General features: G+C 50.8%; 14 protein-coding genes. All 14 read left to right on the top strand.

All coding sequences use genetic code 11. The features are described from left to right. The first annotated feature begins 27 nt into the window (after positions 1-27). The 14 genes from prfA to BUA83_RS00285 all read left to right on the top strand — a co-directional run bounded on the left by prfA (position 28) and on the right by BUA83_RS00285 (position 13,980). A complete protein-coding gene (gene prfA / locus BUA83_RS00220; RefSeq protein ID WP_072934185.1) occupies positions 28-1,095 on the top strand; it encodes a peptide chain release factor 1 in 1,068 nt (355 codons plus the stop codon). Positions 1,096-1,116: 21 nt separating this feature from the next. Next, positions 1,117-1,974 (top strand): peptide chain release factor N(5)-glutamine methyltransferase, encoded by an 858-nt coding sequence (gene prmC / locus BUA83_RS00225; RefSeq protein ID WP_072934186.1) that lies wholly within the window; start codon positions 1,117-1,119, stop codon positions 1,972-1,974. A gap of 4 nt (positions 1,975-1,978) precedes the next feature. Next, positions 1,979-3,031: an L-threonylcarbamoyladenylate synthase gene (locus tag BUA83_RS00230; protein ID WP_072934187.1), complete on the top strand. Its 1,053-nt coding sequence runs from the start codon at positions 1,979-1,981 to the stop codon at positions 3,029-3,031. A 50-nt stretch (positions 3,032-3,081) separates the two neighbouring features. Then, entirely contained in the window at positions 3,082-3,525 is a 444-nt protein-coding gene (rpiB, locus tag BUA83_RS00235; protein ID WP_072934188.1) for a ribose 5-phosphate isomerase B, read from the top strand. 40 nt (positions 3,526-3,565) lie between these two features. Further along, positions 3,566-4,813: a serine hydroxymethyltransferase gene (gene glyA, locus BUA83_RS00240; protein ID WP_072934189.1), complete on the top strand. Its 1,248-nt coding sequence runs from the start codon at positions 3,566-3,568 to the stop codon at positions 4,811-4,813. A 15-nt stretch (positions 4,814-4,828) separates the two neighbouring features. Then, the gene (gene upp / locus BUA83_RS00245) at positions 4,829-5,467 is read left to right on the top strand and encodes a uracil phosphoribosyltransferase (RefSeq protein ID WP_072934190.1); all 639 of its coding nucleotides are present in this window, start codon (positions 4,829-4,831) and stop codon (positions 5,465-5,467) included. Positions 5,468-5,537: 70 nt separating this feature from the next. Continuing rightward, a complete protein-coding gene (gene rfbD / locus BUA83_RS00250) occupies positions 5,538-6,392 on the top strand; it encodes a dTDP-4-dehydrorhamnose reductase (protein ID WP_072934191.1) in 855 nt (284 codons plus the stop codon). Between the two features lie 94 nt (positions 6,393-6,486). Beyond that, positions 6,487-7,410 (top strand): NAD-dependent epimerase/dehydratase family protein, encoded by a 924-nt coding sequence (locus BUA83_RS00255; protein ID WP_072934192.1) that lies wholly within the window; start codon positions 6,487-6,489, stop codon positions 7,408-7,410. 57 nt (positions 7,411-7,467) lie between these two features. Beyond that, entirely contained in the window at positions 7,468-8,226 is a 759-nt protein-coding gene (locus BUA83_RS00260) for a YdcF family protein (RefSeq protein ID WP_072934193.1), read from the top strand. A gap of 14 nt (positions 8,227-8,240) precedes the next feature. Beyond that, positions 8,241-9,572 carry an MATE family efflux transporter gene (locus BUA83_RS00265; protein ID WP_072934194.1) on the top strand — a complete coding sequence of 444 codons (1,332 nt, stop codon included), beginning with the start codon at positions 8,241-8,243 and terminating at the stop codon, positions 9,570-9,572. A 139-nt stretch (positions 9,573-9,711) separates the two neighbouring features. After that, a complete protein-coding gene (locus BUA83_RS00270) occupies positions 9,712-11,064 on the top strand; it encodes a phosphohexomutase domain-containing protein (protein ID WP_072934195.1) in 1,353 nt (450 codons plus the stop codon). 7 nt (positions 11,065-11,071) lie between these two features. Next, entirely contained in the window at positions 11,072-11,980 is a 909-nt protein-coding gene (galU, locus tag BUA83_RS00275; RefSeq protein ID WP_072934659.1) for a UTP--glucose-1-phosphate uridylyltransferase GalU, read from the top strand. A gap of 3 nt (positions 11,981-11,983) precedes the next feature. Further along, entirely contained in the window at positions 11,984-13,447 is a 1,464-nt protein-coding gene (locus tag BUA83_RS00280; RefSeq protein ID WP_072934196.1) for a glucose-6-phosphate isomerase, read from the top strand. Further along, on the top strand, positions 13,444-13,980 hold the full coding sequence (locus BUA83_RS00285; RefSeq protein ID WP_072934197.1) for a hypothetical protein: 537 nt from the start codon (positions 13,444-13,446) through the stop codon (positions 13,978-13,980). Before BUA83_RS00280 ends, BUA83_RS00285 begins: the two co-directional genes overlap by 4 nt. Positions 13,981-13,983: the final 3 nt, after the last annotated feature.

The following is a 13,983-nucleotide window of genomic DNA, read 5'->3' on the forward strand; positions in this document are numbered from 1 at the left end:
TATTGGAAGATTTTGGAGAGAGTAAGCTTGCTGGAGAAATTACAGGCAGTAGAAGATAAATACAGAGAGCTTGAGTCAATGCTCAGCGATCCGGATGTGCTCGCTGATATGAGCAGATGGCAGCGTGTGAACAAGGAGCACGCTGCCATGACTCCGGTGGTGGAAAAGTTTCGGGAATACCGCAGAATCGTCAGTGAAATCGAGGATGCTGAGGCAATGTATGACGAGAAGCTTGACGATGATATGCGCGCTCTTGTCATGGCAGAGCTGGCGGAGCTTCGCCCGCAGCGGGAGGCTCTTGAGCAGGAGCTTCCTGTGCTGCTTTTGCCTAAGGATCCCAATGACGCGAAAAATGTTATTGTAGAGATTCGGGGCGGAGTCGGCGGTGAGGAGGCCGCGCTTTTTGCCGGGGATTTATTCCGCATGTACACCCGCTACGCGGAGAAGCAGGGATGGCATGTGTCTCTCTTGGATTCTAACCCTACGGAGCTTGGCGGCTTCAAGGAGGTAGCCTTTTCCATAGAAGGCTACGGCGCTTTCAGCCGCATGAAATACGAGAGCGGAACGCACCGTGTTCAGCGTGTTCCTGCCACGGAATCCCAGGGACGTATACACACCTCTGCCGTTACGGTGGCAGTGCTTCCGGAAGCGGAAGAGGTAGAGGTTGAAATCAAGGCGGAGGACATAAGGATAGATACCTATTGTGCCCACGGTGCAGGCGGTCAGTATGTCAACCGTACGGAGACGGCGGTGCGTATTACGCATTTCCCCACGGGAATCGTGGTGCAGTGTCAGGACGAAAAATCCCAGCTCAAAAACAAGGAGCAGGCGATGCGTGTTCTGCGCGCGAGGGTTTATGAGCAGAAGCAGCAGGAGCAGAACGATGCAATGGCGGCGGACAGAAAGAGTCAGGTGGGCTCGGGCGACCGCAGTGAGCGTATCCGTACGTATAATTTCCCTCAGGGACGCGTGACGGATCATCGAATCGGGCTCACTCTGCACAAGCTGGACACGGTTTTGAACGGAGAGCTTGATGAGCTTTTGAACGCTCTCATTACTGCCGACCAGGCAGAAAAAATGAAGCAGATGAATTAAGGAAAAGACAGGTCGGACGATATGGCAGACGAACAGGTTTGGACAATCGGAAGAATACTCAAATGGTCGGAGCAGTACTTCCAGAGCCGCGGTATTGATACACCGCGGCTTGATGCGGAGGTGCTGCTTTCGTATGTGCTTGGCGAAAAGCGTATTTTTCTGTATGTAAATTTTGATAAGCCGATGCAGAAGGAAGAGCTTTCACTCTACAGGGATATGGTAAAAAGACGCGCCCTGCGTGAGCCTGTGGCTTATATTATAGGAAAGCGGGAATTCATGGGCCTTACATTTGCTGTTTCCCCCGCGGTGCTTGTTCCGCAGCCCGACACGGAAACTCTCGTGGGTGCGGCTATGGACAGACTGGAAAGCGGGAAAGAGCATCGTGTGGCAGATATAGGAACCGGAAGCGGTGCCGTTGCGGTATCGCTGCTCCACTACATGCCTGAGCTAAGGGCTGATGCCGTTGACATATCAGGCGATGCTCTTGCGGTTGCGAGGGAGAATGCAGAAAGTCTGGGTGTAGCGGAAAGAATAGCCTTCCATGAAGGGGACCTTCTTGCTCCGCTTGAAGGAATGAAGTTTTCGGCAATAGTTTCAAATCCGCCGTATATTCCCCATGGGGACATTGACGGACTTGCGCCGGAGGTGAAAGCAGAGCCTGTCGGCGCTCTTGACGGCGGAGCTGACGGACTGGATTTTTACCGCCGCCTTGTTGATGGGGCAGGAGAGCTTTTGGAGGACGGTGGTTTTTTGGCTGTGGAGGTCGGCATTGATGAAGCGGACAAGGTCGCTCTGCTGGCAGAAGGAAAATGGGGAAAGACAGAAATTGTTCAGGATCTTTCAGGTATAGACCGTGTCGTTGTTTTGTGGAAGAAGTGAAAAGATGAAGACAAGGACAATTAAAATAGAAGATATTCATGCTCAGGCAGAGGCCTTTGAGGACGCGGGGAAAATTCTCCGCGGAGGCGGGCTTGTTGCGTTTCCGACAGAAACGGTCTACGGGCTCGGTGCAGACGGCTTTAACGCGGAGGCCTGCGCGGATATCTATCGGGCGAAGGGACGTCCTTCCGACAATCCGCTGATTCTTCATGTTGCCGACAGGAAAATGGTGGACTCCGCAGCAATAGTCACACCTCTTGCGGAAAAAATTCTTGCGGCATTTTGTCCGGGGCCGGTTACGATGATTCTTCCGAAGCGGGATGCTGTTCCGGATTCAATCACGGGAGGCCTGGGGACTGTGGGTGTCCGCATGCCTGATAATGACATCGCCCGCGCTATGATTCGGGCAGCAGGCGTACCTGTCGCCGCACCCAGCGCGAATATTTCGGGGCGTCCGAGTCCGACGACGGCAGAAATCGTCGCGGAGGATATGGACGGACGCATTCCATTGATTATTGACGGCGGTCCGTGCAGGTTCGGGGTGGAATCAACCATAATTGACTGCACAGGAGATACGGCAGTTATTCTGCGTCCCGGTGCAGTCACCCGTGAAATGCTGGAGGAGATCTGCGGAAGTGTTGCTCTTGACCCCGCACTGGTGGGGGCCGATACCGTACCAAAGGCACCGGGAATGAAATATACTCATTACGCGCCCAAGGCACCCCTTACACTGATTCATGGAGCGCCGGAGAAGCTGGAGAAAGCCTTTGCGGAGGAAATCCAAAGGGAGCAGGAAAAGGGAAATACTGTCGGCATAATTGTAAGTGAAGAGCTTTCGGAAAAGCTTGGACAGATTGTGCCGAAGGAGCTTATTGCCGTTTACGGACCGCGTGGAGACTACTATGAAATCGCGGCGCATCTTTACGAAGCGCTGCGTTTCTTTGATAACAAGAAGGCTGATGTTCTTTTCGGTGAAGCGACTGAAGAGGACGGGCTCGGACTTGCTGTCATGAACCGTTTCAGAAAGTCAGCAGGCGGGCGTGTAATGTTTGTTTGAATATGTTACAATGATTATGTATTTTTTTTGGAAGGGCGGAAGATTTAGTAATGAAGATTGTCATTGGCTGTGACCACGGTGCGCTTGCACTGAAGGAGGAAGTCAAAAAGGTTTTGGCCGAATATCCCGACGTTGAGGTCAACGATGTGGGAACATATACGGAGGATTCTGTAGATTATCCGGATATCGCGGAAAAGGTCTGCAAAGAGATTACAAGCGGCCGTTCTGAGCGCGGTATTGTGCTCTGCGGAACGGGCATCGGTATCTCAATCGCTGCAAACAAAATCCACGGTATTCGTGCGGCACTCTGCAATGATGTGTACTCTGCCATCATGTCACGTCAGCACAACAACGCGAATGTCCTTGCGATGGGCGGACGTGTGACGGGCTTTGGCCCTGCGGGAGAAATTGTCCGCGCATGGCTCACAACGGATTTTGAGGGCGGACGTCATGAGCGCCGCGTCAATAAAATCATGGCTTTGGAAGGCAAGTAAATAAAATAGAAAAAGAGAGCAATGTTGAGGAGGAATTTTGATGGGCATTATGGATTCTTTGGCAAAAGCAGATCCTGAGATTAAGGAGCAGCTTGATAACGAGCTGAAACGTCAGCAGAGCAAGCTGGAACTGATTGCTTCCGAAAATATCGTCAGCAAGGCGGTAATGGAGGCTCAGGGAAGCGTCCTCACGAATAAATACGCGGAAGGCTATCCGGGAAAGCGGTACTATGGCGGGTGCGAGTGCGTGGATGTGGTCGAACAGATCGCCATTGACCGTGCAAAGAAGCTTTTTGGCGCAGGCTATGCAAATGTCCAGCCGCATTCCGGCGCACAGGCAAATATGGCTGTTTTCTTCGCGCTTTTGCAGCCGGGGGACACGGTCATGGGTATGAATCTTACCGACGGCGGTCATCTGACACACGGCAGCCCGGTCAACATGTCCGGTAAATATTTCAAGATTGTTCCTTATGGTGTAGACAAAGAAACAGAGCAGATTGATTATGATGCTCTCGAAAAGCAGGCTCAGGAGTGCAAGCCCAAGATGATTGTGGCAGGTGCTTCCGCGTATGCCCGTATCCTTGATTTCCCGCGTCTTGCTGATATTGCTCACAAGGTTGGCGCATATCTTATGGTTGATATCGCCCACATTGCAGGCCTTGTGGCAGCAGGACTCCATCCGAGCCCGGTTCCTTATGCGGACGTTGTCACGACAACAACCCATAAGACACTCCGCGGACCACGCGGCGGCCTCATACTCTGCAAGGATGAGGAGTTTGGCAAGCAGTTCAACAAATCCGTATTCCCGGGAATCCAGGGCGGTCCGCTCATGCACGTTATCGCCGCAAAGGCTGTGGCTCTCGGAGAGGCCCTCAAGCCGGAGTTCAAGGAATATCAGCAGCAGATTCTGAAGAACGCAAAGGTTCTCGCGGATACCCTGATGAAGGACGGCTTCCGTATCGTTACAGGCGGAACTGACAACCATCTGATGCTTGTTGACCTCAGAAGCAAAAATATTACGGGCAAGGAAGCACAGAATCTTCTCGACGAGGTAGGAATTACCGCCAACCGTAACACGATTCCTTTTGAACCGCTGTCTCCGTTTGTAACAAGCGGTCTGAGACTTGGCTCTCCTGCACTCACGACACGCGGCTTTAAGGAAGACGATATGAAAGAGGTTGCCGACATCATCGCTCTCGTGCTTGACAATCCGACGAAAGAAGAAGCAAAGGCCGAGGCAAGAAAACGTGTAGAGGCTCTTTGCAAAAAATATCCGCTTTACGAGTAAGAGGAGGAAGACAGTATGAATGAAAACCTTAAGGTAACGGTCATAGACCATCCGCTGGTGCAGCATAAGCTCACAATTATGCGCCGCAAGGAAACAGGCTCCAATGAGTTCCGTCAGCTTCTTAGAGAAATTGCAATGCTCATGGGTTATGAGATTACACGTAATTTCCCTTTGGAGGATGTTGAAATCGAAACGCCGGTGGCAAAATGCACTGCAAAACGCATTGCCGGCAAAAAGGTAGGTATTGTGCCTATTCTCCGCGCAGGTCTTGGTATGCTTGACGGTATGCTGGACATTGTTCCTGCAGCCCGTGTCGGTCATATCGGACTTTACCGCGATCCGAAAACATTGAAGCCTGTAGAATATTACTGCAAGCTGCCTTCTGACGTTGCTGACCGTACGCTCATCGTTGTTGATCCGATGCTGGCAACAGGCGGTTCTTCGTCTGCGGCGCTTACCATGCTGAAGGAGCACGGAGCAAAGTCACTTATACTCATGTGCCTTGTTTCCGCACCGGAGGGCGTGCGTGTTGTCAATAAGGAGCATCCGGATGTTCCTGTTTACGTTGCGGCGGTTGACGACCATCTGAACGATAAGGGCTATATCGTTCCGGGTCTTGGCGATGCCGGCGACCGTATTTTCGGTACTCTGTAATTATCATCCCCTGCCTTGGCATCTTTTCGGGTGTTGGGCAGGGGATTTCCTTTAGAAAGGATTGAACTTTATGAAGGTATTGGTCACGGGAGTTTCAGGCCAGCTTGGATTTGACGTTGTTCGTGTACTGCAAAGGCGCGGGATAGAGGCCATTTCCGCGTCAAGAAAGGAAATGCCTCTGACGGAGCCTCTTAAATGCGCTTCATTTATAAGGGAAACAAAGCCTGATGCAGTGATTCATTGTGCCGCTTACACGGCAGTTGATAAGGCGGAGGATGAGCAGGAGCTTTGCAGACTTATAAACGCAGAGTCTGTGAAAAGCATTGCTGAAGCATGTGATGAGACAGGAGCGAAGCTCATATATATCAGTACGGACTATGTTTTTCCGGGGACCGGAGATTCTTTTTATAGCGTTGATGACAAAACAGGTCCCTGCAATGCATACGGGAGGTCGAAGCTGGAGGGTGAGGAAGCCGTCAGAAAAGCAGCGGCAAGGCACTTTATCGTCCGTATCTCCTGGGTATTCGGCATCAATGGGAAAAATTTCATCCGCACCATGCTTTCTTTGGCAAAAAACCATGATGCTCTGACTGTAGTAGATGATCAGGTAGGCTCTCCTACGTATACGAAGGACTTGGCAGAGCTTCTCTGCGACATGGCGGAAAGTGAAAAATACGGAACATATCATGCCACAAATGAGGGAGAGTGCTCATGGTACGGGCTTGCTTCCGAGGTGTTCCGTATTAGGGGAATAGATATAAAGGTATCTCCCGTTCCTTCGTCGGCATATCCGACAAAGGCCGTGCGTCCTCATAATTCACGCCTAAGCAAGGAGTCTCTTGACGCGGCTGGCTTCAGACGTCTTCCCGATTGGAAGGATGCTGTCAGGCGTTACCTTGATGAGCTGTCAGCCAAAGGAGAATAACCCTCTTCACTGTCATTCCATTGACATATCTTCCGTTCGCTTTTATCATAAGAGGAAGAATGATGCGTATATTAGATGAGGAAGGATTTTAAAAATGAAGGTTTTGGTTACAGGTGGAGCCGGTTTTATCGGTTCGCATCTGATGGAATATCTTTTGAAGAACGGCTACGAGGCTGTGGCGCTGGACAACCTTTCGGTGGGAAAGAGAGAAAATCTTCCCGAGGGCGCAGAGCTGATTGAAATGGATATTTTGGATGAAGGCCTTGCAGCCAAGGTGATTTCAGGGCAGTTCGACGCGATAGTGCATCTTGCGGGACAGACAATGGTAAATAAGTCCATTGATGATCCTGCTTTTGACGCGCAGCAGAATGTTTTGGGTTCAATCCGTGTTCTTGAAGCCGCACGTCAGGCAGGTGTGGAGCGTGTTATTTTTGCATCAACGGCAGCAGCTTACGGAAACGTTCCGGAGAGTGACCTTCCAATCAAGGAATCGCGCAAGCTGGCGCCGATGGCGTTTTACGGACTGAGCAAGGTTTCCGTGGAGAAATATCTTGACCTCTATCAGAAGCTGTACGACCTTGATTACGTTGTGCTTCGTTTCGCCAATGTTTACGGTGAACGACAGGGTGACGGAGGCGAAGGCGGCGTCATAAGTATTTTTGCTCAGCGTGTGGCCGACGGAGAGGATATCACGATTTTCGGCGACGGTGAGCAGACAAGGGATTTTGTTTACGCGGGAGATATAGCAGCAGGAATCGGTGCCGCGCTTAAGACAACGGCAGTAAATGCCGCGTATAATCTCAGCACGCAGACACAGACAAGCCTCAGGGAGCTGGTGAGCGTGCTGTCAAATGTGGCAGGACGAAAGATTATCCCTAAGTACGCTGCGGAGCGTCCGGGAGATATTTATAAATCCATGCTGTCCAACGGACGGGCACGCCGGGGTCTCGGCTGGAAGCCGGAGGTTCCTCTTGAAGAAGGACTGCGGCGTACGTTCGCTTATTTTGCACATGCCTGAGTGGCTTTGCATTAAACTTGAAACGAAAGCCGCTCTAAAGAAGGGAGCGGCTTTTTTATGATTTATTTACTGAAATTCGGAGCGAGCTTTGTGCTGCCGCCGGGAATATTTTTTGTACTGCTTTTTTTATGCTCGGCATGGCTGTGGAGACGCGGAGAAAAGAAACCGGCCGCTGCGGTGGCAGGTATTGTTTTCGTATTCTATCTGCTGTCCACAAGCGTTGTGTCGGATGCATTGGTGCGAGGCCTTGAAGCAGAGTATACGCCTCCTGAGAATCCTTCCGGAGACGTTATTGTTATGCTCGGCGGGGGTGCGCTTCTGGATACGCCTGATGTGGACGGCACGGGGACACTCTGCGCCAGTCCTGCAAACCGCCTTCTGACGGTGGTGAGGCTTTACCGCAGGCTGAATATTCCTATCCTGTTGTCAGGCGGACAGGTATACGCGGATACGGGTACTGAGGCACTTATTGAAAAGCGAGTGCTTATGAGCCTTGGTGTTCCCGAAAATGACATTCTTGTAGAGGCGGAGAGTCTTAATACGACACAGAATGCGAAATTTTCTTCAAGGATTTTGAAGGAAAGGGGCTTTGCAAGACCTATTCTTGTAACCTCGGCCTTTCACATGCCCAGGGCCGTGCTCTGCTTTGAGAAGCAGGGTGTGGCTGTTACGCCTTATCCAACGGATTATCAGGCGAATGTCGTGGCAAGAAGCGTCCATTATTCCAGACTCCGTCCTGAATCCGGAGCGCTTTCGGCAAGTGCCGTGGCGCTGCAGGAGAGGCTTCGTACGTTGGTAACTGTTTTATTTGAGTAGGTGTTTGAAGTTTTATGGCAAAAAATCTTACGGAGGGGAGTCCTGCAAGGCTCATTCTGTTTTTTACTCTGCCGCTTATAGCCGGCAATATTTTTCAGCAGATGTACGCGTTCGTCGATACACTTATCGTCGGACGCTTTCTTGGTGTTCAGGCACTGGCGGCAGTTGGCTGTACGGGAAGCCTGATGTTTCTCATGATTGGGTTCATTATGGGCACGACAACAGGTCTTTCGATATGTACGGGACAGCGGTTCGGGGCCAGGGATTCACGCGGCGTACGGCGGAGCGCCGCGGCATGTGCGCTGCTTACCCTTGTGATTGCACTGGTGTTGACTCTTCTTGGATGGCTTTCCGCGCGGCCGCTGCTTGTTCTGATGCAGACGCCGCCTGAAATTCTTGAGGACGCGGTTTCTTTTATCAGCATTATATACGGCGGCGCGGCGCTGATGATGTTCTTTGCGATGCAGACGAATCTCATACGCGCGCTGGGAGACAGCCAGCGGCCTACATACCTCCTTGCCTTCGGACTTATACTGAATACCGTGTTTGAGCCTGTGTTTATAATAGTTCTGGGCTGGGGAATTCCCGGAGCAGCTCTTGCAACGGTGGTTTCACAGGCGGTTGCGAATGTGGTATGCCTCATATACATAGCCAAAAAGGTTCCTGCGCTTTGGATACGAAAGGAAGACTGGAAGCTTACCCGAAAGGAGCTTTTGAAGCATCTTCGCATGGGAATCCCGATGGGCTTTCAGGCATCTGTAATCGCACTTGGCGCAATAATTCTTCAGGTTGCATTGAACGGGCTGGGTCCATTGGCTGTGGCGGCGTATGCAGCGGCGCAGAAGATTGATATGGTAGCCGTAATGCCAATGATGTCCTTTGGAATGGCAATGGCAGCGTATACGGCGCAGAACTACGGCGCGCAGAAGTTTGACCGCATTAAGGTGGGCGTAAAAAAATGTGTCATGATGTCGGGCGCATTCAGTATTGCCGTAGGTGTTTTCAATATTCTCTGCGGCCCGTTTCTCATGGAGCTTTTTGTGGGAGAGGGCCAGCAGCAGGTTGTTGACTATGGTCAGATGTACCTTGTGGTCAACGGTGGTTGCTATTTTATTCTTTCACTGCTTTTTATTTTCCGGTATACTCTGCAGGGCCTGGGACAGACTGTTGTTCCTACGATTGCCGGAGGAATGGAGCTCTTTATGCGCGCGCTGGCAGCGCTGGTACTGGTTGACTGGTGGGGATATTTCGGGGCTTGTGTCGCTAATCCTCTGGCATGGATTGGTTCCTGTACACCTCTGGCGATTGCGTACTGGTACGTGAGGAAAAATTCTCCGAATTGGTAAAAAATATATGAAATTTTTTGAAAAAGAAGGATTTTTTTTATAAATAGCGAATTTATTCAAGTGGAATTGGTACTTTTGTCTTTTCTCCCGTGTAATCGCACACGGAAGTCATAGAATCGTGATGTGAGGAGTGAAAAGTATGGTTTTGAGCAGCAAAGGGTTTGGAGCATACGATATACGCGGGGTTTATCCCGAGGAGGTCAATGAGGAGCTGGCTTACCGTGTAGGCCGTTCCTGTGTAAAGCTTTTTGACGCGGAAAAGGTAGCTGTGGGACATGACATCCGTCTTTCGGGACCGTCTATTTCCAAGGCACTTATTGACGGATTGACTGATGCCGGCTGCGACGTTGTGGATATCGGGCAGTGCGGAACGGAAATGATTTATTTTGCTACGGCGCATCTGAAGCTTGATGGCGGTATCATGATTACAGCAAGCCATAATCCGAAGGAATACAACGGAATGAAGCTCGTCCGCAAGGAGGCCCGCCCTGTCAGCAGCGATACAGGTCTTAAGGATATCGAAAAGCTGGTTATGGAGGGCTCTTTTAAGGCGGCGGAGACAGAAAAGGGCAAGGTTGAAAATGTAGACATACTCGATGACTATATAGACCATCTCCTTTCCTATATTGACGCGGATAAGCTGTCCCATCTCAAGGTTGTGGCAAATACAGGAAACGGAGCAGGCGGTCCGATTGTTGAGGCCCTTGCAAAGAGACTTCCTATCGAGGTTATACCTGTGCATCCTGAGCCGGACGGAAACTTCCCCAACGGTGTGCCTAATCCGATTCTTCCGGAAAACCGCGACGCGACAGCGGATGTGGTCAAAAAAGAACATGCCGATATCGGTGTGGCATGGGACGGAGATTTTGACCGCTGCTTCCTGTTCGATGAAAAGGGCGGCTTTATCGAAGGATATTATATGGTGGGTTTTCTTGCCCAGGCATTCCTTAAAAAGAATCCGGGTGCAAAGATTATCTACGACCCGCGCCTTACCTGGAACACAATCGAAATTACGGAGGCCATGGGCGGAACCCCTGTTATGTGCAAGAGCGGACATGCCTTCATCAAGGATCGTATGCGCCGTGAAAATGCCGTATACGGCGGCGAGATGAGCGCGCACCATTATTTCCGCGACTTCTCCTATTGCGACAGCGGAATGCTGGTATGGCTTATTGTTATGCAGCTTTTGTCTGAAGCAAAAAAGCCTCTTTCAGAGCTTATGCAGGAACGTATGGCAAAATTCCCATGCAGCGGAGAAATCAACAGCCATGTAGAGGATGCGCCGGCAATTCTGAAACGCCTTGAGGCTGAATACGGCCCGAAGGGTGAGGTTAATCACGTTGACGGACTCAGCGTGGAGTTTGACAACTGGCGTTTCAATCTCCGTATGTCAAATACGGAGCCTGTAATCCGTCTGAACGTTGAAACCAGAGGCGATGCGAAGCTTTTGGAGGAGAAGACAGAGGAGCTTTTGAAAAAAATTCGTGCATAAAAGAGGGATTCAAACATTGCAGAAAATAAGAAAAGCGGTTATCCCCGCAGCGGGACTTGGGACGCGGTTCCTTCCTGCCACAAAGGCGCAGCCGAAGGAAATGCTTCCGATAGTAGATAAGCCTGCTATTCAGTTCATAATAGAAGAAGCAATCGACTCAGGAATAGAAGAGATTCTTGTCATTACGGGACGCAACAAGCGCTCCATTGAGGACCATTTCGACCGTTCGATTGAGTTGGAGCTGCAGCTTAAATCCCAGGGGAAATATGACCTGATGAAAATGATTGAAAAAATCTCTGACATACAGGTTCACTTTATACGTCAGAAGGAAGCAAAGGGACTTGGCCACGCGGTTCTGTGCGCGAAGCAGTTCGTTGGAAACGAACCCTTTGCCGTTCTTTTGGGCGACGATCTGGTGGATGCAAAGGTGCCGTGCCTTTCACAGCTGATTGACGTTTACAACGACTATGGCGGAAGCGTTCTCGGGGTACAGAGAGTTCCGATGGATCGTGTTTCAAGCTACGGAATTGTTAATCCTGAGGATATTAAGCCCAATGTATGGAAGGCTGTTGACCTTATCGAAAAGCCTGCTGTAGAGGAAGCACCGTCTAATCTTGCGGTTCTGGGACGTTATGTGCTGGAGCCGGAGATCTTTGAGATTCTTGAGCATACGGCACCGGGGCGCGGCGGAGAGATACAGCTGACGGATGCTATCCGCGAGCTGGCACAGAGAAAGCCTGTATATGCTTATAATTTCTTCGGCCGCCGCTACGATATCGGAGACAAGGAAGGTTTTCTTGAAGCTACTGTAGAGCAGGCATTAAAGCAGCCTGAGCTTCGCGACCGTTTTATGGCTTATCTTGTAAAATCCATTGGACCGCTGCTCATGAAAGAGGGCTCCAAAAAGGAGGAATAATTCATGCACCTTGCGCTGGCATCGGGATTCAAGTTTGATTATACTAACCTTTTCGGAGAAGGAAAGGTTACGGAGGATGATGTAAGAGAGCTTCGTCCTGTAATCGAAAAGGCACATGCTGCTGTGATGCATATGAGGGAAACGGGAGAGGTACGGGGACATCTTTCAAAGGACGGAATGCCTGAGAAGGTTCTGTTTTCGAAGCTGCCGTACGTTTCTGAAGGAAACCTCAATTCACCTGAATCCATTGCGCGGCTCAAGAAATTTGGGGAAAAGGTGCATGATGAAGCAGATGTAGTGGTTTCCTTCGGTATCGGAGGTTCGTATCTCGGCGGACGTGTATTGTTTGATACGTCCTGCGGGGAATTTTGGAATCTTCGCACGAAGAAGCAGCGCGGCGGCTGGCCTGAGTTCTGGTTCAGCGGCAATAACATAGACCCGCAGCGGACAAAGGACCTTTTGGAGCACATAAGGTTTTCTGCAGAGAAAAAAAGAACCCATGAGGGGGGAAAGCTTAATGTTTTCCTCATTGTCATATCGAAATCCGGCAGTACCTTTGATACGATGTCAGCCTTCATGGTTGTATTGGATGAACTGAGAAAATCCGAAAATATTGATGTCCGAGTGGTGGCAGTTACGGATCCGTCTACGGAGAAGCCGACGCTTCTGAAAAAGCTTGCGGAGGAGCAGGGCTGGGAAACCTTTGCTGTTCCTGACGGAGTAGGCGGTCGTTTTTCTGTTTTTTCGGAGGTTGGACTCACTGCTGCTGTTTGCTTCGGTTATGACATCGAGGCTTTTCTCGCCGGCGCACGTGGAATGGATGAGGCATGCAGAACCCCGGAGCTTTTTGAAAATCCTGCAATGCTTAACGCCGTGCTGAAATTTTTGGCATCGGAAAAGCATGGACGGGATATAGAGGTGCTGATGCCCTACGGAGATTATTTGAAATCCCTGTCGGAGTGGTATATACAGCTTCTGGCGGAATCGCTTGGAAAAACATATAACCGCAGGGGCGAAAAGGTTTATTACGGACGTACGCCGATTGTGGCGGTGGGAACAACCGATATGCACGCACAGACGCAGCAGCATCAGGAGGGACGCCTGAATAAGGTCGTTCAGTTTGTGCGCGTTGAAAAGTGGAAGAATGATTTTGAGATTCCGAATGTATTCCCGTCCGTAGAAAAACTCGCGTCCTTTTCGGGAGCAGCTATGAGCAGTGCTCTTGAGACTGCCCGTGAGGCGAACGAGGAAGCTCTGTCCGGAAATCACAGGTTCAACGCGCTTTTCAGTATGCCGGAGCTTACGCCTTATCATCTCGGAGAGCTTATGTATCTTTTGGCGCTTTCCGTTGCCTATGAAGGCGAGCTGGCGGATGTGGATGCCTTTGACCAGCCTGGTGTAGAGGTATATAAAAAAATCATGGGGCCAAGAATTGCCGCCCTGGGGAGGAAGCCATCAGAAGGATGACTGTTGATGAAGTTTTGGGGCAGATGTCAGAACGGCTCACACCGGAAGGCAAACGGTATCTTGCTCCGCTGATTCTTGCAGGAATACTTGCCGGCGCAGGAATGAGCACCTGCCTTGTTGATGGTACGGAGCCTGCGCCGGTTATAAAGCTGCCGCAGCGTGAAGAGCTTTCCTATGCTGATGATAAAGGCGCAGCCGCCCATGTGAAACCGATTGGTTCCACAGCAGTTCTAAGGTCGCCTTTTACGGCGGAGCATGAAGAAAGGGAAAGCAGCAGGCATGTCATGACGGCAAAGCCTGAAGCAGTGACTCCTAAGCAGGCCCCGACAAGACAAAAGAAAGAGCCTGTCAGACTGGTGGGGACTGCGCGCTCGGCATCAGGTGATATGGCAATTTTATCACGGGGAACGGAGCACTGGAGCATGGCTCCGGGTGAGACGCGTGGAGACGTGGAGCTTATTGAGCTTACGGAAAATGAAGCAGTAATTTCAACCGCGGAAGGGGTACGCACCCTGCGCCTTCCGGGGCGTTGAGGA

The sequence above is a fragment of the Schwartzia succinivorans DSM 10502 genome (assembly GCF_900129225.1).
In the GTDB taxonomy this organism is placed as follows: domain Bacteria; phylum Bacillota; class Negativicutes; order Selenomonadales; family Selenomonadaceae; genus Schwartzia; species Schwartzia succinivorans.

Bases quoted from the DNA above. Each gene is read 5' to 3' on its own strand.
- prmC (WP_072934186.1), top strand. From the start codon at position 1,117: ATGGCAGACGAACAGGTTTGGACAATCGGAAGAATACTCAAATGGTCG.
- BUA83_RS00230 (WP_072934187.1), top strand. From the start codon at position 1,979: ATGAAGACAAGGACAATTAAAATAGAAGATATTCATGCTCAGGCAGAG.
- rpiB (WP_072934188.1), top strand. From the start codon at position 3,082: ATGAAGATTGTCATTGGCTGTGACCACGGTGCGCTTGCACTGAAGGAG.
- glyA (WP_072934189.1), top strand. From the start codon at position 3,566: ATGGGCATTATGGATTCTTTGGCAAAAGCAGATCCTGAGATTAAGGAG.
- upp (WP_072934190.1), top strand. From the start codon at position 4,829: ATGAATGAAAACCTTAAGGTAACGGTCATAGACCATCCGCTGGTGCAG.
- rfbD (WP_072934191.1), top strand. From the start codon at position 5,538: ATGAAGGTATTGGTCACGGGAGTTTCAGGCCAGCTTGGATTTGACGTT.
- BUA83_RS00255 (WP_072934192.1), top strand. From the start codon at position 6,487: ATGAAGGTTTTGGTTACAGGTGGAGCCGGTTTTATCGGTTCGCATCTG.
- BUA83_RS00260 (WP_072934193.1), top strand. From the start codon at position 7,468: ATGATTTATTTACTGAAATTCGGAGCGAGCTTTGTGCTGCCGCCGGGA.
- BUA83_RS00265 (WP_072934194.1), top strand. From the start codon at position 8,241: ATGGCAAAAAATCTTACGGAGGGGAGTCCTGCAAGGCTCATTCTGTTT.
- BUA83_RS00270 (WP_072934195.1), top strand. From the start codon at position 9,712: ATGGTTTTGAGCAGCAAAGGGTTTGGAGCATACGATATACGCGGGGTT.
- BUA83_RS00280 (WP_072934196.1), top strand. From the start codon at position 11,984: ATGCACCTTGCGCTGGCATCGGGATTCAAGTTTGATTATACTAACCTT.
- BUA83_RS00285 (WP_072934197.1), top strand. From the start codon at position 13,444: ATGACTGTTGATGAAGTTTTGGGGCAGATGTCAGAACGGCTCACACCG.